At 64.5% G+C, this 20640-nt stretch carries 18 protein-coding genes; 4 read left to right on the top strand and 14 right to left on the bottom strand.

Annotation, left to right across the window (positions count from 1 at the left end):
* Nucleotides 1-289: 289 nt before the first annotated feature.
* From ABIB24_RS19375 to exaC, 9 genes are all read right to left on the bottom strand, one after another.
* Complete coding sequence (locus ABIB24_RS19375) at nucleotides 290-991, bottom strand: XRE family transcriptional regulator (RefSeq protein ID WP_085705921.1); 702 nt, start codon at nucleotides 989-991, stop codon at nucleotides 290-292.
* 394 nt (nucleotides 992-1385) lie between these two features.
* Nucleotides 1386-1913 carry an inorganic diphosphatase gene (gene ppa, locus ABIB24_RS19370; RefSeq protein ID WP_003255365.1) on the bottom strand — a complete coding sequence of 176 codons (528 nt, stop codon included), beginning with the start codon at nucleotides 1911-1913 and terminating at the stop codon, nucleotides 1386-1388.
* Nucleotides 1914-2006: 93 nt separating this feature from the next.
* A complete protein-coding gene (locus ABIB24_RS19365; RefSeq protein WP_025337546.1) occupies nucleotides 2007-2822 on the bottom strand; it encodes a M90 family metallopeptidase in 816 nt (271 codons plus the stop codon).
* Between the two features lie 9 nt (nucleotides 2823-2831).
* Complete coding sequence (locus ABIB24_RS19360) at nucleotides 2832-3479, bottom strand: DedA family protein (protein ID WP_025337547.1); 648 nt, start codon at nucleotides 3477-3479, stop codon at nucleotides 2832-2834.
* A 250-nt stretch (nucleotides 3480-3729) separates the two neighbouring features.
* Nucleotides 3730-4188 carry a GNAT family N-acetyltransferase gene (locus tag ABIB24_RS19355; protein ID WP_003257044.1) on the bottom strand — a complete coding sequence of 153 codons (459 nt, stop codon included), beginning with the start codon at nucleotides 4186-4188 and terminating at the stop codon, nucleotides 3730-3732.
* A gap of 108 nt (nucleotides 4189-4296) precedes the next feature.
* Nucleotides 4297-5115, bottom strand: coding sequence for an ethanolamine ammonia-lyase subunit EutC (gene eutC, locus ABIB24_RS19350; protein WP_025337548.1), 819 nt, complete (start codon nucleotides 5113-5115; stop codon nucleotides 4297-4299).
* A gap of 8 nt (nucleotides 5116-5123) precedes the next feature.
* On the bottom strand, nucleotides 5124-6518 hold the full coding sequence (locus ABIB24_RS19345; protein ID WP_025337549.1) for an ethanolamine ammonia-lyase subunit EutB: 1395 nt from the start codon (nucleotides 6516-6518) through the stop codon (nucleotides 5124-5126).
* Between the two features lie 46 nt (nucleotides 6519-6564).
* A complete protein-coding gene (gene eat, locus ABIB24_RS19340; RefSeq protein ID WP_025337550.1) occupies nucleotides 6565-8013 on the bottom strand; it encodes an ethanolamine permease in 1449 nt (482 codons plus the stop codon).
* A gap of 226 nt (nucleotides 8014-8239) precedes the next feature.
* Nucleotides 8240-9760, bottom strand: coding sequence for an acetaldehyde dehydrogenase ExaC (exaC, locus tag ABIB24_RS19335; protein WP_025337551.1), 1521 nt, complete (start codon nucleotides 9758-9760; stop codon nucleotides 8240-8242).
* A gap of 255 nt (nucleotides 9761-10015) precedes the next feature.
* Here exaC and ABIB24_RS19330 point away from each other — a divergent pair, with 255 nt between their 5' ends.
* The 4 genes from ABIB24_RS19330 (at nucleotide 10016) to ABIB24_RS19315 (ending at nucleotide 14330) form a co-directional block, all read left to right on the top strand.
* Nucleotides 10016-12004 (top strand): sigma-54-dependent Fis family transcriptional regulator, encoded by a 1989-nt coding sequence (locus tag ABIB24_RS19330; protein ID WP_274078658.1) that lies wholly within the window; start codon nucleotides 10016-10018, stop codon nucleotides 12002-12004.
* A gap of 66 nt (nucleotides 12005-12070) precedes the next feature.
* The gene (mpl, locus tag ABIB24_RS19325; RefSeq protein ID WP_075044477.1) at nucleotides 12071-13420 is read left to right on the top strand and encodes a UDP-N-acetylmuramate:L-alanyl-gamma-D-glutamyl-meso-diaminopimelate ligase; all 1350 of its coding nucleotides are present in this window, start codon (nucleotides 12071-12073) and stop codon (nucleotides 13418-13420) included.
* The gene (gene ubiX, locus ABIB24_RS19320; RefSeq protein ID WP_013970698.1) at nucleotides 13417-14046 is read left to right on the top strand and encodes a flavin prenyltransferase UbiX; all 630 of its coding nucleotides are present in this window, start codon (nucleotides 13417-13419) and stop codon (nucleotides 14044-14046) included. The genes mpl and ubiX overlap by 4 nt, the downstream gene beginning before the upstream one ends.
* A complete protein-coding gene (locus ABIB24_RS19315; protein ID WP_085591950.1) occupies nucleotides 14043-14330 on the top strand; it encodes a YceK/YidQ family lipoprotein in 288 nt (95 codons plus the stop codon). The genes ubiX and ABIB24_RS19315 overlap by 4 nt, the downstream gene beginning before the upstream one ends.
* Nucleotides 14331-14489: 159 nt before the next feature.
* Here ABIB24_RS19315 and ABIB24_RS19310 read toward each other — a convergent pair whose 3' ends face one another.
* From ABIB24_RS19310 to ABIB24_RS19290, 5 genes are all read right to left on the bottom strand, one after another.
* Nucleotides 14490-15134, bottom strand: coding sequence for an oxidoreductase (locus ABIB24_RS19310; protein WP_085591948.1), 645 nt, complete (start codon nucleotides 15132-15134; stop codon nucleotides 14490-14492).
* 27 nt (nucleotides 15135-15161) lie between these two features.
* A complete protein-coding gene (locus ABIB24_RS19305) occupies nucleotides 15162-16895 on the bottom strand; it encodes a C13 family peptidase (protein WP_274078657.1) in 1734 nt (577 codons plus the stop codon).
* A gap of 502 nt (nucleotides 16896-17397) precedes the next feature.
* Nucleotides 17398-18462, bottom strand: coding sequence for a 2,3-butanediol dehydrogenase (locus ABIB24_RS19300; RefSeq protein WP_230386520.1), 1065 nt, complete (start codon nucleotides 18460-18462; stop codon nucleotides 17398-17400).
* 52 nt (nucleotides 18463-18514) lie between these two features.
* Nucleotides 18515-19621: an acetoin dehydrogenase dihydrolipoyllysine-residue acetyltransferase subunit gene (locus ABIB24_RS19295; RefSeq protein WP_274078656.1), complete on the bottom strand. Its 1107-nt coding sequence runs from the start codon at nucleotides 19619-19621 to the stop codon at nucleotides 18515-18517.
* Nucleotides 19618-20640 (bottom strand): alpha-ketoacid dehydrogenase subunit beta, encoded by a 1023-nt coding sequence (locus ABIB24_RS19290; RefSeq protein WP_013970705.1) that lies wholly within the window; start codon nucleotides 20638-20640, stop codon nucleotides 19618-19620. The genes ABIB24_RS19295 and ABIB24_RS19290 overlap by 4 nt, the downstream gene beginning before the upstream one ends.

The raw sequence follows: 20640 nt of genomic DNA, 5'->3' as shown, positions 1-20640 counted from the left end.
CGGCGATTCCCCGGCGATGGAAAGGCCGCAGAAAGTTTCAGAGGATGAGAATGGCGGGCATTAAAAAGCCGGCTTGTGGCCGGCTTCTCGGGGACGCTTCCGACTAATTTATGGTAAGCCGCAATCGCCTTAACTGTGTGGCCATCAAGGGCCTGAAAGAGATGGCAGATGCCCGTGTGGGATATCGCCGAGCCCTCTGGACCGCGGCTCGCGCCGGTCGGGGCTGAATGTGCGGCGTAGCATACAAGGGCGCGCGCAGGATGCCCAGCAAAAAATGGCACAGGTTGTTTCAGTCGGGCCGTTGCTGGCGGAAATGCGACCAGTGGAACACCCAGCCCAGAATCTCCAGCCCTTGTGTCTGGCGCTGGGCGGTGGTGTAGCGTTCGACCGCATAGTTGCGCCGATCATGGCTGTGCAGGTACAGCGTGCCGTGCTGGCCGAGGCTGAGGTTGTTCACCCTGAGCACGCCGTTGTGCAGCAGGGCATAGGTTTCGCCCTCAAACACCTGGGTCATGCCCAGGTCGATGGCCAGGGTGGCCTGCAGCGGAATCAGCGGTGTCATGTTGCTGGCGGGCATTGCCAGGCAGATGGCGTTGTCGGCATGCACTCCCAACCCTTTCAGGGCTTTTGCGGGCAGGCACATGTGCTTGCCCGCCACGGGCGACAGCAGGCCGTTGTGCAATTCGTAAAAGGGCACCTTCAGTGCCCGGCCGCCTTGCGCCGACAGCGGCGTGCGCGGGTTGGCGGGCGCCGGCCCTGGCGGGCAGCTGCGCAGGATCGGGTTGTGGTGTTTGGGGCCTTCGCCCGTGCGTAACCAGCGACGATGCACGCAGAACAGGTCGGCCATTTCGTCCAGCCGGGCCAAAGGCACGCCGCGCTTGAGCCAGTTGTTGACGTGCTGGGGGGTGACGCTGCGCTGGGCGGCGAAATCGGAAGAGGTCAGGCCACATTCGTGGAGGAGGGCTTTGAGTCGGTCGCCGGATGTGTTCATGGCGGCGAGTGTAGCGGCGGGGTGCCAGCAAGGATATGAACCGGATGTTGATGAGGCTTGTGTGAAAAGCGCCTGTTTGTAGGGCGTTGGAGTAGGACTGCGTAGGATTTATTACCGCATCGAGCAGCGGCGCGATTTCTGTGGGGGGGCTGTGTGCGGTCTGTGGGAGCGGCCTTGCGTCGCGATCGGGCGCGCAGCGGCCGCAAATCAGGCAACGCGGTCTTTCAGGTAAATCGTGCGGGATGTATTGGGGGCCGCTTCGCGCCCCATCGCGACGCAAGGCCGCTCCCACAGGCCACCAACCCACAGGCCGTCTTCACAACGGGTGGGAAGGCCAGCCATCCATCAGGCATAAAAAAACCCCGCCTGGGCGGGGTTCTTCATGCAACCGGCATCAGCCCTTGTAGGCAGCAACCGATTTGGTGATCGCGGCGCGGGCGGCGTCAGCGCCTTCCCAGCCTTCGATCTTGACCCACTTGCCCTTCTCGAGATCTTTGTAGTTGGCAAAGAAGTGCTCGATCTGCTGGATCAGCAGGGCTGGCAGGTCGGTGTATTCCTTCACGTCGACGTACAGCTGCGACAGCTTGTCGTGAGGAACAGCGATGACCTTGGCGTCGCCGCCGCCGTCGTCGGTCATGTTCAGCACGCCGACCGGACGGGCGCGGATAACCGAACCTGGGGCTACCGGGTAAGGGGTAACGACCAGCACGTCCAGCGGATCACCGTCATCGGCCAGGGTGTTCGGGATGAAGCCGTAGTTGGCTGGGTAGAACATCGGGGTAGCCATGAAACGGTCGACGAACAGGGTATCGCTGTCCTTGTCGATCTCGTATTTGATCGGCGCGTGGTTGGCCGGGATCTCGATGGCGACGTAGATGTCGTTCGGCAGGTCTTTGCCCGCCGGAATCTTGCTGTAGCTCATTGGGCAGTGCCCCCGTGTTTGACCAAAAAAGTGGCGGCGATTATAGGCACATTCTGCATGGGCATGCCACGCCTGGCCTGATGTGCGGCCCCGTCAGGCGTGGCTTTCGCGGTATTCCGGGTGTTCGGCCTGCAGCCGGCACAGGCGCGCCAGTGGGTCCTGGCGGTAGAACAGCGACAACTGGCGGTAGACCTGTGGATAAGCCTGTTGCAGCAGGTCGGGGGCACTAAAGAAGTACTCGCTGGTGACGGCAAAGAACTCCGCGGGGTTCTCCGCGGCATACGGGTCGATGGCGGTTTCGGCGTCGGGGTTGGCGTCCAGCTGGCGGTTGAGGTCGTCATATGCCTGTTGCATGGCGGTTGCCCATTCATCCACAGGCATGCCGCTGTGCAGCGGCGGCAGGCCGTTGGCATCGCCATTGAGCATGTCGAGCTTGTGCGCCAGTTCATGGATGACCAGGTTGTAGGCCTCCCAGCCACCGCTTGCCAGCACGCCGTTCCAGGCGAGGATGATCGGGCCCTGCTGCCAGGCCTCGCCGCTGTGCTCGCCGTCCCATACGTGCTCCACGCCACTGGCATCGCGGTGGCGCTGGGGGCTCTTGAAGTCGTCGGGGTAGAGGATGATTTCGTGGAAACCCTGGTACCAGTTCAGCTCGCCCAGGTGCAGCAGCGGCAACTGTGCCTGGGCCGCCAGCAACAGGCGCTGCTCGTCGTCCGGCTCGACGCCGGGCAGGCAGGTGAGGTGCTTGTCGAGCAGGAACAGGATGCAGGCTTCACGCAGCCAGCGATCTTCTTCGTCCGTGATGCCGTCCAGCATCGGCAGGCGCTCGCGCACGGCCTGCCATTGCTGGGGGGTGATGGGGTAGCGCGCCAGGGTGCGCTTGCGCCGCCAGGCGCTGAACGACCACATCGGCAGGTTTCAGTGGGCCTTGGCCGTGCGGCCCAGGCGGCCACGCAGCAGGCCGAGGATCATCGGCACCAGCGACAGGATGATGATGCCCACCACCATCAGCGACAGGTGCTGCTTGATGAATGGCACGTTGCCGAAAAAGTAGCCCAGGGTCACCAGGCCGCCGACCCACAGCAGCGAACCGGCGACGCTGAAACCGAGGAAGCGCGGGTAGTGCATGTGGGCGATGCCGGCGACGAACGGTGCAAAGGTGCGCAGGATGGGCAGGAAGCGCGCCATGGTCACGGTCTTGCCGCCGTGGCGTTCATAGAAGTCGTGGGTACGCTGCAGGTAGTCGCGACGGAAGATCTTCGAGTTGGGGTTGTTGAACAACCGCTCGCCGGCCGTGCGGCCGATCACGTAGTTGGTGCTGTCGCCGAGGATTGCGGCGGCCATCAGCAGGCCGGCCAGCAGCAACGGGTCCATGCCGCCACCGGCGGCCACGGCGCCGGCAATGAACAGCAGCGAATCACCGGGCAGGAAGGGCATGACCACCAGCCCGGTTTCACAGAAGATCACGGTGAAGAGGATGGCGTAGATCCAGGGACCGTAATTGGTTACCAGCAGATCGAGGTAGGCATCGAGATGCAGGATAAGGTCCAGCGGGTTGAAATCCATGTACAGCACCTGTGTTCTTGGGCGTAGGCTCGGTTACCTGGGGATGGGTAAATTTTCACACATGACAGGTGGGCCATTATACGGCTAAGTCAGGAACATGCCCGGGGAGTTTGTAGCGGGGGGTTACGGCAGGGGGTATTCCTGTACCGGCCTCTTCGCGGGTAAACCCGCTCCCACAGGTACAGCACCGACTTCAGATGCGCCGCTATGCCTGTGGGAGCGGGTTTACCCGCGAAGAGGCCGGTGCAGGTCAATCCTGGCTGATCGGCAGGATATAGCTCTTGAACTCGTTATCCTCACGAAACCCGATGGATTCGTAAGTCTTGTGCGCTACCTCATTGTCCGCACTGGTCGACACCCGCATGCGCACGGCGTTGGTTTCCTTGGCCATTTTCTTCGCCTCGCGCATCAGGTGGTCGGCCACCAGCATGCGCCGCGAGTCCTCGGCCACATAGATATCGTTGAGAATCCATACCCGCTTCAACGACAGCGATGAGTAGCTTGGGTACAGCTGGCAGAATCCCAGCAGTTTGCCGTCGTCATCATCGGGTAGCGCCAGGTAGATCACCGACTCATCCCGCTTCAGGCGCTTTTCCAGGAAACTGCGCGAGCTGTCAGGGTAGGGTAGCTGCCCATAGAACTCACGGTATTTGACGAACATCGGCGTGAGCAGGTCGAGGTGTTCCAGGGTTGCCTTGATAATGCGCATGTGCGGCCCTCAGAGTCCATTAGGGGAAACAGCGGATTGCCATCAGCCTTCAAGGGCATGCTGCCCAATGCGCGGTGCAAGTGCAATCCGCCTTCCGTGACATGTTTTTTACCCTTTGCCGAGCAGGAAGTTACCTTTCTGGCCGGTGCTGTGTTCACTCTCCAGGCTATGGACCTCGGCTTCGTCCTTCAGATTCACCCCGGAAAGCTGGCGCCGGCAGGCTTCGCGCATCAAGTACAGCAAGCGGTGCGCCGCCATGCCATAACTCAGGCCCTCCAGGCGGATGTTGGAAATGCAGTTGCGGTAGGCATCGGTCAGGCCGACCTTCGGTGCATAGGTGAAGTACAGGCCAAGGCTGTCGGGCGAGCTGAGCCCCGGGCGTTCGCCGATCAGCATCACCGTCATTCGTGCGCCCAGCAGTTCACCAACCTCGTCGGCCACTGCCACGCGGCCCTGCTGCACCAGCACCACCGGGGCGCTGGTCCAGCCATCGGCGGCGGCCTGTTCCTCGAAACGCGCCAGGAACGGCAGGGTGTGGCGGTGCACGGCCAGTGCCGACAGGCCGTCAGCGACGACGATGGCCAGGTCGACCCCGCCGGGGTTGGCCTGGGCGTGCTGGCGCAGCGCGGCAACCGAATCTTCGTTCAGCCGTCGCCCCAGGTCCGGGCGTTGCAGGTACTGGTTGCGGTCGCTGGCGGCGCTGTGCAGCACCAGGCTTTCGCGCCCGCGGTCACTCAGCTGTGTAGCCAGGCCGGCATGGTCGAAGGCCAGGTGCACGGCGTCGCGGGCCTGGGCGTGGGCAAACTGGAAGTCCAGCTGCGCACCGGTCGGCAGGCTGGTGCCGGTGCGGCCCAGGGCTATGCGCGCCGGGGTCAGGTTGCGCAGGGCCAGCCAAGGGTTGTCGGGGGTAGGCGTGCGGTGGTCCATGGTCATCCCTATGCAAGCTGTGCCAAGGCCTGGCGGAAGGCCGGCGGCAGGTTGTCACCAAAGCGCACCCGGCCATCGGCCTGGGTGAAGATGCCGGTGCGGGCCAGCCATGCCTCGAATTCCGGCCCGGGCTTCAGGCCCAGGGTCTGGCGCGCGTACAGCGCGTCGTGGAACGAGGTGGTCTGGTAGTTGAGCATGATGTCGTCGGAGCCGGGGATGCCCATGATGAAGTTGATCCCGGCCACGCCCAGCAGGGTCAGCAGGGTGTCCATGTCATCCTGGTCGGCCTCGGCGTGGTTGGTGTAGCAGATGTCGCAACCCATCGGCACTCCCAGCAGCTTGCCGCAGAAGTGGTCTTCGAGGCCGGCGCGGATGATCTGCTTGCCGTTGTACAGGTACTCCGGGCCGATGAAACCGACCACGGTGTTGACCAGAAACGGCTTGAAGTGGCGGGCCACGGCATAGGCGCGGGTTTCACAGGTCTGCTGGTCGACGCCGTGGTGGGCGTTGGCCGACAGCGCGCTGCCCTGGCCGGTTTCGAAGTACATCAGGTTCTGCCCGAGGGTGCCGCGTTTCAGCGAAAGGCCCGCTTCGTAGCCTTCCTGCAGCACGTTCAGGTTGATGCCGAACCCGGCGTTGGCCGCCTCGGTGCCGGCGATGGACTGGAACACCAGGTCCAGTGGCACGCCACGGTTGATCGCCTCGATCGAGGTGGTGACGTGGGTCAGCACGCAGGCCTGGGTGGGGATGTCGTAGCGCTGGATGATGGCGTCGAGCATTTCCAGCAGGGCGCAGATCGAGGCGATGCTGTCGGTGGCCGGGTTGATGCCGATCATGGCGTCGCCGTTACCGTACAGCAGGCCGTCGAGAATGCTGGCGGCGATGCCGGCTGGCTCGTCGGTGGGGTGGTTGGGCTGCAGCCGGGTCGACAGGCGCCCGCGCAGGCCCATGGTGCCACGGAACCGGGTGACCACGCGGATCTTCTGTGCCACCAGCACCAGGTCCTGCACGCGCATGATCTTCGATACCGCGGCGGCCATTTCCGGCGTCAGCCCGGGTGCCAGGTTGCGCAGGCTGTCCTCGTTGGCCTCTTCGCTCAGCAGCCAGTCGCGCAGGCCACCCACGGTCAGGTGGCTGACCGGGGCAAAGGCCTGGGCATCGTGGGTGTCGATGATCAGGCGTGTTACCTCATCATCTTCGTAAGGGATCAGCGCTTCGTTGAGGAAATGGGTCAGCGGGATATTGGCCAGGGCCATTTGTGCGGCGACCCGTTCGCCGTCGTTGCTGGCCGCGACGCCCGCCAGGTAGTCCCCCGAGCGGGCGGGGCTGGCCTTGGCCATCACTTCCTTGAGGCTGTCGAAGCGGTAGACCAGGTGGCCGACCGTGTGTACGAAACTTGCCATACAGACTCTCCAGAGCCGCGGGTTGCCCCGCGGCGGGTGGCGGCGATCAGTGCAGGGCCTCTTCGGCCTTCTGGATCGCGGCGAATTCCTCTTCCGGTGTACCCGCGACCAGGTGGTGGCGGCTGTAGAAAGCAAAGTAGGCAATTAATACCGCATAGATCACTGCGGCGCCAATCACCACCCGTGGGTCGACCAGGAAACCGGCGACCACGGCGATGCAGGCCAGTACCAGTGCCAGGCCCGAGGTGAAGATGCCACCGGGGGTGCGGTATGGGCGCTCCATCTTCGGCCGGCGGATGCGCAGGGTGATGTGCGCGGCCATCATCAGCACGTACGACAGGGTAGCGCCGAACACCGCTACCAGGATCAGCAGGTCACCCTGGCCGGTCAGCGACAGGGCAAAGCCGATGATCCCGGGGATGACCAAGGCCAGTACCGGGGCCTTGCTCTTGTTGGTTTCCGACAGCTTGCGCGGCAGGTAGCCGGCGCGGGACAGGGCGAAGATCTGCCGGGAGTAGGCGTAGATGATCGAGAAGAAGCTGGCGATCAGCCCGGCCAGGCCGACCAGGTTGACGAAACCGCCCATCCAGGTGCTACCGCCGTAGGCTTTGGACAAGGCCTCTACCAGCGGGTTGCCGGACGCTTTCAGTGCTTCGGAGCCTGCGCCGCCGGGGCCGACCACCAGGATCAGCAGGGCGAAGGCCAGCAGCACCAGCATGGCGCCGATCAGGCCGCGTGGCAGGTCACGCTTGGGGTTCTTGGTTTCTTCGGCAGCCAGCGGCACGCCCTCTACGGCGAGGAAGAACCAGATGGCATAGGGGATGGCCGCCCACACGCCGACATAGCCGAACGGCAGGAAGCTGCTGGCGCCCACGGCGTCCGTTTTGGCGATGTCGAACAGGTTGGCTGCATCAAAATGGGGCACCATGCTCACCAGGAACACGGCCAGGGCGATGGCGGCGATGGCGGTGATGATGAACATCAGCTTCAACGCCTCACCCACGCCAAAGATGTGGATGCCGATGAACACGATGTAGAACGCCAGGTAGATCATCCAGCCGCCGATGCCGAACAGTGACTGGCAGTAGGCGCCGATGAACACCGCGATGGCGGCGGGGGCGATGGCGTACTCGATGAGGATCGCCGTCCCGGTGAGGAAGCCGCCCCAGGGGCCGAATGCGCTGCGGGCAAAGCCGTAGCCGCCGCCTGCGGTGGGGATCATCGACGACAGTTCGGCCAGCGAGAAGCACATGCACAGGTACATGGTGGCCATCAGCAGGGTGGCGAGGAACATGCCGCCCCAGCCGCCCTGGGCCAGGCCGAAGTTCCAGCCGGCATAGTCGCCGGAGATGACGTAGGCCACGCCCAGGCCGACCAGCAGGACCCAGCCGGCGGCGCCTTTTTTCAGTTCACGTTGCTGGAAGTAGTCCGAGCCGACTTTTTCGAAATCGACGGAAGAGCCTGCCGGCGAGCCGGCGGAATGATCGCTTGGCATAGATTCACCTGTTGTTTTTCTTGGTGGCCGGACGGGTTCCGGGCCGATGGTGATGGGTACTGCAGGAAGCGAGCCAGAGCGGTTGGTGCACGGTTACCGCTCTGGGTTTTGTATATGCAGGCCTGGCCTCTTCGCGGGCTTGCCCGCTCCCACAGGGACTGCACAAGTTTCAAGACCGGCGCAATACCTGTGAGAGTGGGCGAGCCCGCGAAGGCCGCGACGCGGTTTAGAAGAAGCCCAACGGATTGATGTCGTAGCTCACCAGCAGGTTCTTGGTCTGCTGATAGTGGTCGAGCATCATCTTGTGGGTCTCACGCCCGACCCCCGACTTCTTGTAGCCACCGAACGCGGCATGCGCCGGGTACAGGTGGTAGCAGTTGGTCCACACGCGGCCAGCCTTGATCCCACGGCCCATGCGGTAGGCACGGTTGATGTCGCGGGTCCACACGCCGGCACCCAGGCCGAACTCGGTGTCGTTGGCGATCGCCAGGGCTTCGGCTTCGTCCTTGAAGGTGGTGACGCTGACCACCGGGCCGAAGATTTCTTCCTGGAACACGCGCATCTTGTTGTTGCCCTTGAGCAGGGTCGGCTGGATGTAGTAACCGGTGGCCAGCGAGCCTTCCAATTTCTCGACCTTGCCGCCGGTCAACAACTCGGCGCCTTCCTTCTGGGCGATGTCGAGGTACGACAGGATCTTCTCGAACTGCTGTTGCGAGGCCTGGGCGCCGACCATGGTGTCGGTGTCCAGCGGGTCGCCGCGCTTGATCTGCAGCACCTTCTTCATCACCACTTCCATGAACTGCGGGTAGATCGACTCCTGTACCAGTGCCCGTGACGGGCAGGTGCATACCTCGCCCTGGTTGAAGAACGCCAGCACCATGCCTTCGGCCGCCTTCTCGATGAAGCTTGGCTCGGCTTGCATGATGTCTTCGAAATACACGTTCGGCGACTTGCCGCCCAGTTCGACGGTGGACGGGATGATGTTCTCGGCGGCGCATTTCATGATGTGCGAGCCGACCGGGGTCGAGCCGGTGAAGGCGATCTTGGCGATGCGCTTGCTGGTGGCCAGTGCTTCACCGGCTTCGCGGCCAAAGCCTTGCACCACGTTGAGCACGCCTTTTGGCAGCAGGTCACCGATCACTTCCAGCAGCACGGTGATGCCCAGCGGGGTCTGTTCGGCCGGCTTGAGCACCACGCAGTTGCCGGCGGCCAGTGCCGGGGCAAGCTTCCAGGCGGCCATCAGGATCGGGAAGTTCCACGGGATGATCTGCCCGACCACGCCCAGCGGCTCGTGGATGTGGTAGGCCACGGTGCCTTCGTTGATTTCCGCGGCGCCGCCTTCCTGGGCGCGGATGCAGCCAGCGAAGTAGCGAAAGTGGTCGACCGCCAGCGGAATGTCGGCATTGAGGGTTTCGCGGATCGGCTTGCCGTTGTCCCAGGTTTCGGTGATTGCCAGCAGTTCGAGGTTCTGCTCGATACGGTCGGCGATCTTCAGCAGAACGTTGGAGCGGTCCTGCACTGAAGTGCGGCCCCAGGCGTCGGCCGCAGCGTGGGCGGCATCCAGGGCTTTATCGATGTCTTCGGCAGTGGAGCGAGGGAATTCAGCGATCAGCTTGCCATTCACCGGGGAGGTATTTTCGAAGTACTGCCCCTTTACCGGAGGAACGAACTCACCACCGATGTAGTTGCCGTAGCGGCTCTTGAAGGAAACCTTCGCGCCTTCGGTACCGGGATGTGCGTAACGCATGGTGTGTCTCCTGGCTATTGTGTTTGTTAGGGAGTTGGAAAGCGTAGAGCAAAGGTTGGGCCAGCGTTTCGAGCACCAGGCAAATCAATGACTTGGCTCGGTTCTTTGGGCCTGGCCCACGGTCGCTGTGCCAGCGCCGGTACGCGCGGGGGTGACACTTTGTGCCATTTGCGACACGTAACCGGAGGGTGCATTGCAAAGCCTTCCCGGGTGGAGGATGCTGGCGGGACTCTCTATCTGCGGAGAACTACAACAATGCAGAGCAATCATTTCAGTCGCCATGCCCAGCAAGTCCATACCGTCGCCCATGGTGGGGCCGGGGAGGGCGGCAGTGACCCGTCCATCGCCCGCTCCTGGCTGCGCTGCCTGGAGGACTACCACCTCGACCCGTCGGTGATCGAGGCCCCGGTGGTGCTCGAGCATGGGCGCCTGCTGGAAAGCCGCGAGCGCCTGCGCCAGGTGCTGCAGATTGCCGACCATGAAATGAACAGCCTGCACCAGCAGCTTTCCGGGGCCGGCCATGCAGTGCTGCTGACCGATGCCCGTGGGGTGATCCTGAATTGTGTCAGCGCGCCGACCGAGCGGCGCAGCTTCGAGCGCGCCGGCCTATGGTTGGGCGCTGACTGGAGCGAGGCGCGCGAGGGCACCAACGGCATCGGCACCTGCCTGGTCGAGCGCCAGGCGCTGACCATTCACCAGAACGAGCACTTCCGTGGTCGCCACACCGGCCTGACCTGCTCGGCCAGCCCGGTGTTCGACCCGCATGGCGAGCTGCTGGCAGTGCTGGATGTGTCTTCGGCGCGGCCCGACGTTTCCCGGCAAAGCCAGTTCCACACCATGGCCCTGGTCAACCTGTCGGCGAAGATGATCGAAAGCTGCTACTTCCTGCGCCATTTCGAACAGCAATGGCTGCTGCGTTTTCACCTGCAAGCCGAGTCGGTCGGCCTGTTCAGCGAAGGCCTGCTGGCGTTCGACGGTGACGGGCGCATCTGCGCCGCCAACCAGAGCGCGCTGAACCTGCTGGGCACGGTGCGTGGTGGCGTGCTGGGCAAACCGCTGGAACGCTTTTTCGCTTGCAGCCACGACGAACTGTTCAGCCGCGCCACGCCCGGTGGCAGCACGGCCTGGCCACTGCATACCTTGGACGGGCGCCAGGTGTTCGCCAGCCTGCGTGGCCAGGCGCGCGCACCGGTGTGGTCGGTGCCGGCCGCCCAGCCGCGACCCGCACGGGAAGTGGAACCGCTTATCTGCCTGCTTGACCCGGCCTTGCAGAACGACTTCCGCCGCAGCGTGCGGGTGTTCGAGCGCGATGTGCCGCTGTTGCTGCGCGGCGAGACCGGCTGTGGCAAGGAGGCCTTTGCCCAGGCCGTGCACCAGGCCAGCGAGCGGCGCGGCAAGCCGTTCGTCGCCATTAACTGCGCCTCGATCCCGGAGAGCCTGATCGAGAGCGAACTGTTCGGCTACCGCGGCGGCAGCTTTACCGGTGCGCGCAAGGAAGGCATGCGCGGCAAGCTGCTGCAGGCCGATGGCGGCACCTTGCTGCTGGACGAAATTGGCGACATGCCACTGGCCCTGCAAACCCGCCTGTTGCGCGTGCTGGAGGAGCGCCAGGTGGTGCCGATCGGTGGCGAGCCGCAGGCGGTCGACGTGCGCATTGTCAGCGCTACCCACCGTGACCTGCTGGAACGGGTGGAGCAGGGCAGTTTCCGCGAGGACCTGTATTACCGGCTTAATGGCCTGGAAGTGGCATTGCCTGCGGTGCGCGAGCGCAGTGACAAGGCGCAGTTGCTGGACTTTCTGCTGCGTCAGGAGGCGCAGGGAGAACCGATCGATATCGAGCCCAGGGCACGGCAGGCACTGCTCGACTTCGCCTGGCCGGGCAACGTGCGGCAGATGCGCAACGTGCTGCGTACCCTGGTGGCACTTTGCGAAGACTCCCGGATCATGTTCCCTGATCTCCCCGCCATTCTCCGCAACGGCACCGTCCCTGTAGGAGCGGCCTTGTGTCGCGAAAGGGCCGCAGAGCGGCCCCAGGGTCCCAGCCGCGCCGACCAATTTGCAGGGGCTGCTTCGCAGCCCGATCGCGACACAAGGCCGCTCCTACAGGATGCGGAGCGGCAAGCATTGTTGGAGACGCTAGAGGCAAAACACTGGCACCTCACCCGTGTCGCCGAGCACTTGGGCATCAGCCGCAATACCTTGTATCGAAAACTGCGCAAACACGGCATCACCAGGGCCGACTGAGCGAAACATCTGGTGCGATTTGTCGCGCCCTGGGCTACCCTGCCTCGATGTTTTGCGAGGTCGACCATGCATATTCACATTCTCGGTATTTGCGGCACTTTCATGGGCTCGCTGGCGGTGCTGGCCAAGGAACTTGGCCACCGCGTCACCGGCTCGGACGCCAACGTCTATCCCCCGATGAGCACCCAGCTCGAAGCCCAGGGCATCGAGCTGACCCAAGGCTATGACCCGGCCCAGCTGGACCCGGCGCCAGACCTGGTGGTCATCGGCAACGCCATGTCGCGTGGCAACCCGGCGGTGGAGTACGTGCTGAACAAGGGCCTGCCCTATGTTTCCGGCCCGCAGTGGCTGGCCGACCACGTGTTGCAGGGCCGCTGGGTGCTGGCCGTTGCCGGTACCCACGGCAAGACCACGACCAGCAGCATGCTGGCCTGGGTGCTGGAACATGCCGGCATGAGCCCGGGCTTCCTGATTGGCGGTGTGCCGCAGAACTTCTCGGTGTCGGCGCGCCTGGGCGATACGCCGTTCTTCGTGGTCGAAGCCGACGAGTACGACAGCGCCTTCTTCGACAAGCGCTCGAAGTTCGTCCACTACCACCCGCGCACGGCGATCCTCAATAACCTTGAGTTCGACCATGCGGACATTTTCCCCGACCTGGCCTCGATCGAGCGGCAGTTCCACCACCTGGTGCGCACCATCCCCAGCGAAGGCCTGGTCATCCACCCCACCACCGAGCTGGCGCTGGAACGGGTGATCGGCATGGGTTGCTGGACCCCGGTGCAGACCACCGGCGAAGGTGGCCAGTGGCAAGCCCGTCTGCTCAGCCCCGACGGCTCGCGCTTCGAAGTGCTGTTCGACGGCGAAGCGCAGGGCGTGGTGGACTGGGCGCTGACTGGCCAGCACAACGTCGCCAACGCCCTGGCTACCCTGGCAGCGGCGCGCCATGTAGGCGTGGTGCCAGCCATGGGCATCGAAGGCCTGAGCGCCTTCAAGAGCGTCAAGCGGCGCATGGAGAAGGTTGCCGAAGTGCAGGGCGTGACCATCTACGATGACTTCGCCCACCACCCGACCGCCATCGCCACCACCCTCGACGGCCTGCGCAAGCGCGTCGGCGAGGCCCCGGTGATCGCCGTGATCGAGCCGCGTTCCAACTCGATGAAGCTCGGTGCCCACCGTGACGGCCTGCCGGAAAGCGTCAACGACGCCGACCAGGTGATCTGGTACGCCCCGGCCAACCTTGGCTGGGACCTGGCTGCAACCGCCGCGCAATGCAAAGTGCCCAGCGTGGTGGCCGACAGCCTCGAAGCGATCATCGAGCGGGTCAAGGGCCAGGCTCGCCCAGGCACCCATGTGGTGATCATGAGCAACGGCGGCTTCGGCGGCCTGCACGGCAAGCTGGCCGAGGCACTGAAGTGAGCGGGCCGGAACGCATCACCCTGGCCATGACGGGCGCCTCTGGCGCCCAGTATGGCCTGCGCCTGCTCGACTGCCTGGTGCGTGAGGACCGCGAGGTGCACTTCCTGATCTCCAAGGCCGCGCAACTGGTGATGGCTACCGAGACGGACGTGGTGCTGCCGGCCAAGCCACAGGCGATGCAGGCCTTCCTCACCGAATATACCGGTGCTGCCGACGGGCAGATCCGCGTGTATGGCAAGGAAGACTGGATGTCGCCGGTGGCCTCGGGCTCCGGCGCCCCGGCGGCAATGGTCGTGGTGCCCTGTTCCACCGGCACCTTGTCGGCGATTGCCACCGGTGCCTGCAACAACCTGATCGAACGTGCTGCCGACGTTACCCTCAAGGAGCGTCGCCAGCTGATCCTGGTGCCGCGCGAGGCGCCGTTCTCCACCATCCACCTGGAGAATATGCTCAAGCTGTCGCAGATGGGCGCGGTGATCCTGCCGGCGGCGCCGGGCTTTTATCACCAGCCGCAGACCATCGACGACCTGGTCGACTTCGTGGTGGCGCGCATCCTCAACCTGCTGAACATTCCCCAAGACATGTTGCCGCGCTGGGGTGAGCACCACTTCGGGGTGGATGATTGAAGCGAGCGCTGGCGGGTTTGCTGGCGCTGGTGCTGCTTGGTGGCTGCGCCACCGTGCGCACGCTGGATGCCAACAAGCCCGGGGCACCGGTGGTGTATGCCGGTACCCGGCTGGACTTGTATGTGATCAATGGCGGGTGCTGCCCGCGGGATCGTTACGGGGCTGATGCGCCGGCGTATCCGGGGCTGGACCTGCCGGGGAGCATGTTGCTCGATACCCTGTTGTTACCGTTGTCGCTGCTCACGGCAGCCGGTGTAGGCTTCCAGGCCACCGGCGGCCTCTGAACAGATCGCGAACCTTTGTAGGAGCGGCCTTGTGTCGCGAAAGGGCCGCGAAGCGGCCCCAGCAATTGTTGCGCTAACACTAAAATCCGGGGGCCGCTGTGCGGCCCTTTCGCGACACAAGGCCGCTCCTACAAGTAGTACTGCGCAGGTCCAGGTCGATTATTTCTTGCCCAACCTGCGCAACTCATCCGACTCCACAATCCGCACACCGTCCTCTTCCTCCAGCGCCAGCCGCCACAGCGCCCGGGCCAAGGTACAAGCCTCGATCCCCCGATACTTCCCGGGTATCAGCTTGGCAAACGGCGAAGCCAACTGTTCGCCGAGCCGCGGCTGGACCCGCTCGCCCAGCAGCAACGATGGCCGCACGATGGTCAGCTGCGGCCAATCCTGGGCCTTGAGTGCCTCTTCCATCTCGCCTTTGACCCGGTTGTAGAAAACCGACGATTTCGGGTCGGCGCCCAACGCACTGACCACCAGCAGATGCCGTGCGCCCAACTCCCGGGCGCGCTTGCTGAACGCCACCACCATGTCCAGGTCCACCGCGCGGAAGGCCGACTCGGAACCGGCCTGCTTCAGCGTGGTGCCCAGGCAGCAGTAGGCGATATCGACCCGCCCGGCCAGCTGTGGAAGGAACACCGCCGGGTCGCCTACCGGGTTTTCCAGGTGCGGGTGCTCGGCCAGTGGCCGGCGGGTTGGCGCCAGTACGCGGGTGATGGTGGGCTCGTTGAGCAGGCGGTCGAGCAGGTGTTCACCTGTCAGACCCGTGGCACCGGCAAGCAGGACATGCTGAGGCGTCAAATACATGATGTCTCTCCCTTGTTACACACAAGCTTAGTGGTTGCCGGGCGTTTGCGCCTGTTCCCCCACGTTGGCCTGTGCGGCGTTACGCAATGCTTCTTCGGCCTGTTGGCGGCGCAGGTGCTGCCAGTGCTCAAGCACATTCGGCGGCGCCCACAGCTGCGGTTCGGAGGCCTCGAAACCTTCCCTTTGTTCTCTTTCGGCAACGCTGGCGCGCGCCAGTTCAAACGCCTGTTTCAGGTCGTCGGTCTGGTTCAGCGCTTCGGCGAACAGGGCATCGCCGAAGTAGGTGAAATCGGCTTCTTCCGAGCAACCGAAGGACACGCGGTCGGCCCGGGCGGCGGTCATGATCAGCGTGCGCTCATCCTTGAGCGGGGCGATATAGCCCCCTGAATAGCACGCGGATATGACAATGACCTTGTCGCGGTCCTTCAGCGGTGCCAGGGCGCTGGCGAGTTCGTCGGCGGACAGGTCGGCCAGCTGCAGGCGCGGTTGGTCGAACACCAGCTGGTGGTCGTGGCTGCCATGGCTGGTGAGGTAGATGAACACCAGGTCTTCGGGGCCGCTGCGCTCGGCCAGGGTGCGGGCGGCGCGGGTAAGGTTTTCACGCGTGGCCATGGGGCGGGTGGTCATGTGATCGCGGTGGTTGACCAAGGTCACCTGGCCACGGGCGCCAAAGCGCACCTTGAGCATGTTGCTGACGTAGTCGGCTTCGCGCATGAACACGCTCTGCTGGCCATCGCCGCCCACCACCAGGCTGTACAGCTGGACTGCTGGCGCCGAGCGCGGTACCCGGGCCAGCGCTTCGTCCAGCAAACGGCCCTGGTTGAGCAGCGCCAGGTCCAGCGGGTCGGGCAACAGTTTGCCGTTCTGGTCGCGTACGCGCACGCCGTTGCTCCAGGTGCCGCTTTCGACCTTGCCGTTGGCCAGGATCAGCCGGCCCTGGCCGTGGTAGGCATCGTTGAGGAAGCCGCCGATGTATTTGCTGCCGTCAGCCAGTTGCAGGCTGCCCCGGCCCGACAAGCGCCAGTCGGCAAAGGTGCCCTTGTAGTGGCTGCCATCGCTGCCCAGCAGTTCGCCTTCGCCGACCAGCGAGCCGTCCTTGAATTCGCCGATCCACACATCACCATCGGCATTTTCGTAGCGGCCACGGCCTTCCAGGCGGTTGTCCTTGAACTCACCGATGTACTGCTCGCCGTCGACGCTCTCGTAGGTGCCGCTGCCTTCCAGCTGGCCGTTGATGAAGTGGCCGCTGAACTGGTTGCCGCTGGCATCGCTGCGCACCCCGGCACCGTTGGGCTTGCCCTTGGCGAACAGGCCCTGATAGCGGCTGCCGTCGGCCAGTTCCAGCTCGCCGGCGCCTTCGTACAGGTCGTCCTTGAACTGGCCGCGGTAGGTCTGGTCGGCTTGCTTGAGGGTGCCTTCGCCGTCGCGGCGGCCGTGGCTGAAGGTGCCGGCATAGTGGCTGCCCGGGGTGTTCAGCTCACCTAGCCCCTGGAACAGCCCTGCGGCGAACTGGCCGCGGTAGACCTCGCCGTTGCGGCCGTGCCATTCGCCCTGGCCGTGCCATTGGCCGTCCTTGAAGGTACCGGCGTACCAGCTGCCGTTGGGGTAGTCGATCCGTCCCTCGCCTTGCAGCAGGCCATCGACCACCTGCCCCCGGTACCGCCCACCGTCAGGCAGGCGCGCGTCCGGCGGGAGCAGCGATTCGCCATCGCCGCAGGCGGCGAGCAGCAGGACCAGGGTGACGGGGAGCAGTGAACGCATGGCGAGAACCGGGCAATAGGTCTGCCGAGTATGACGCAGAATGGGATCCTGAAACAGCGAAGGCATGTGCTGGCGCAGCTCTCGAGCCTGCACTGCATCCAAAAGCTGGCACGGAACCTGTGGGAGCGGTGACTTTCAGTTTTGCGCAATACCTGTGGGAGCGGCTTTAGCCGCGAACACCGGCGGAGCCGGTGCCATGCACCGCGTCGCCTGCTTCGCGGGTGAACCCGCTCCCACAGGTTTTGCGGGGACTTTCAACTTTGCGCAATACCTGTGGGAGCGGCTTTAGCCGCGAACACCGGCGAAGCCGGTGCCATCCACCGAGTTGCCTGATTCGCGGGCACGCCCGCTCCCACAGGTATTGCGGGGACTTTCAGCTTTGCGCAATACCTGTGGGAGCGGCTTTAGCCGCGAACACCGGCGAAGCCGGTGCCAGGCACCGCGTTGCCTGCTTCGCGGGCACGCCCGCTCCCACAGGTTCCGTGTTGCCTTTGAGGTGCAATCAGCGCACGCCTGGCGAAACGATGATCTTCACGTTCTCCTCCTTGTTGTTGACCAACTCCTCGAAGCCCAGCTCGACAATCTGCTCCAGCCCGATCCGCCCGGTCACCAGCGGGCGAATGTCCAGCCTGCCGTCAGCGATGAAGGCAATCACATCGGCAAACTCGCCGTTGTACGCCAACGCTCCCAGCACCTGCTTTTCGGTGGACACCAGTTCGAAGAAGTTGAACTCGCTAGGCTCCTCGAATATCCCCACCAATACGCACTTGCCCGCCTTGCGGATGGTGTCGATGGCCAGCTTGGCCGTGTGCTTGTTGCCGATGCATTCAAAACTCACATCCGCCCCCAGCCCGGCAGTCAGCTTGCGGATTTCCGCCAGGGCGTCGCACTGGCTTGGGTCCAGCACCACGCTGGCGCCAACCTCTTTGGCCTTGGCCTTGCGTGCCGAGGACATTTCCAGGGCGATCACCTGCGCCGCGCCTGCCGCCTTGGCACACATGATGGTGCACAGGCCGATGGTGCCGGCGCCGACCACCACCACCGTCTGGCCAAGCAGGCTACCGGCCTTCTTTACCGCATGCATGCCCACCGCCAGCGGTTCGATCAGCGCCCCGGCCTCTGCCGGGAAACCCTGCGGCAGCCGGTACAGCAGGTTGGCGGGCACGTTGACCAGTTCGGCAAAGGCGCCGTTGTTCATCAGGCCGGTGAAGGCCAGGCGCTCGCAGATGTTGTACAGGCCGTGGGTGCAGTAGTAGCAGGTGCCGCAATGCTGGCAGGCGTCCGCAGCCACCGGGTCACCGACGGCAAAACCTTCCACGCCTTCACCCAGCTTGGCGATCTGGCCGCAGAACTCGTGGCCGAGGATGCACTGGCCCTGGATGCCGGTCAGCGGGTGTGGTGCCTCCACCGGGATGAATACCGGGCCGGCGACGTATTCGTGCAGGTCGGAGCCGCAGATTCCGCACCAGTCCACCTTGATCTGCACCCAGCCGGGCGCAGGGTCGGCCGGCAGGGGCACCTGTTCGACGCGAATATCATTGCGGCCATGCCAGACGGCGGCACGCATGTGGGTGTGGCTCAGGTCATTCATTGTTGTTCTCCAGGCTCACGGAAAGGGCTTAGTGCTTGCGCAGGAACGCGAGCAGTTGCTGGTTGACCTGTTCGGCCGCCTCCATCTGCACCATGTGCCCAGCCTCGGGCAGCACCAGCACTTCAGCCTCCAGCCCTTCGGCATGGCTGGCCGGGATGATCGCGTCCTTGCCGCCCCACACCACCAGGGCCGGGTGCTGCCCCAGCACCCCGCGCAGGTCGTGGCGCTGCCGGTCGCCGTCGGCGATGGCCGATGCCAACAGGCGCAACGCGTCGTCCACCCCTTCCAGGCGCTTGAACTTGAGCATGTCCTCCAGCATCTGCCGGGTGACCAGTGCCGGGTCGGCAAACAGCTGCACCATCTGCGGCTTGAGGGCATTGCGGTTGGCGGCAGCGACGAAGCCTTGCAGGTACTGCCCGTTTATCGCCTCGCCCAGCCCGGCACTGGCCACCAGGCTCAGGCTGGCCACCCGCTGCGGCGCCAGGCGCGCCACGTTCAGGCTGACCGCGCCGCCCATGGAGTGGCCGGCCAGGTGGGCCTTGGCGATGTCCAGGTGGTCGAGCAGGGCCAGCACGGTTTCGCTCAACTCATCCAGGTCGCCCCGTTGCAGGGCCTTGGCCGACTCGCCATGGCCCGGCAGGTCGAGGGCGATCACCCGTCGCTCGGCAGCCAGCGCCGGGTGGTTGAACAGCCAGTTGTTGAGGTCGCCGCCAAAACCGTGCACCAACACCAGTGGCGTGCCGCCTTCGCCCAGCTCGAACCAGCGCAGCAGGCGGCCCCCCACTTGCGCCTTCTGCGGGGCCGGCCCCTGGGCCTGGTCGGCGCCACCCTCGGCGACGAACTCGGCCTGGAAGCGCTGCACCACGGCATCGATTTCAGCTTCTTCGGCTTCGCCTTCCACCACCACCGCCAGCAGGGCACCGACCGGCAGGGTTTCATCCGGTTTGGCCACCTGGCGGCGCAACACTCCGCTGAACGGGGCTTCGACGCTGCTGCTGATCTTGTCGGTCTCGACGTCCAGCACCTCGTCGCCCTTGTTGATTTCGTCACCTTCCTGTTTCAGCCAGGTGTCCACCCGGCCCTCGGTCATCGACAGGCCCCACTTGGGCATGGTCAGGGTATGGATCTGGCTCATGCGGCACTCCTTGCGGCTTCGATCACTTTGCGTACCGCAGCCTCGATCTTCGCCGCGTCAGGGATGTACAGGTCTTCCAATGCATCGGAGAACGGCACGGGAGTATGCGGGGCGGTGACCATTTCGATCGGGCCCTTGAGCGCGCCGAAGGCCTTCTGTGCCACCAGCGCGCTGATGTCGGTGGCCATGGAGCAACGCGGGTTGGCTTCGTCGATCACCACCAGGCGGCCGGTCTTTTCCACGCTTTCCAGGATGCTGTCCTCGTCCAGCGGGCTGGTGGTGCGCAGGTCCAGCACCTCGCAGTCGATACCCTGGCGGGCCAGGTTGTTGGCTGCTTCCAGCGCCACATGCACCATGCGGCCATAGGTGACCAGGGTCACGTCGTCACCATCGCGCAGGAAGTTGGCTTCACCGAACGGCACGGTGTAAACCTCTTCCGGCACCTCGCCTTGCATGCTGTAGAGCAGCTTGTGCTCGCAGAAGATCACCGGGTCGTTGTCGCGGATCGCCTGAATCAACAGGCCCTTGGCATCGTACGGCGAGGACGGGCAGACCACCTTCAGGCCGGGAATGTGCGTCCACAGCGAGGTGAGCATCTGCGAGTGCTGGGCCGCCGCGCGCAGGCCGGCGCCGTACATGGTGCGCATCACCAGCGGGGTGACCGCCTTGCCGCCGAACATGTAGCGGAACTTGGCGGCCTGGTTGAGGATCTGGTCCAGGCAGCAGCCGGCGAAGTCGACGAACATCAGCTCGCACACCGGGCGCAGGCCCTGGGTGGCAGCACCGACCGCGGCGCCGACGTAGCCGATTTCCGACAGCGGCGCGTCGAGCACGCGCCCCGGGAACTGATGGTAAAGGCCCTTGGTCACGCCCAGCACGCCACCCCAGGCGTCATCCTCGCCGGGGGCACCGGCGCCGCCGGCAACGTCTTCGCCAATGATGAACACCGTATTGTCGCGGCGCATTTCCTGGGCCAGGGCTTCGTTGATGGCCTGCTGGTAGCTGATCTTTCTTGCCAT

Origin of the sequence: Pseudomonas sp. UYEF17 (assembly GCF_040546125.1) — a bacterium.
Classification (GTDB): Bacteria; Pseudomonadota; Gammaproteobacteria; order Pseudomonadales; family Pseudomonadaceae; genus Aquipseudomonas; species Aquipseudomonas putida_Z.
This window is presented reverse-complemented; position numbering and strand designations above follow the sequence as displayed.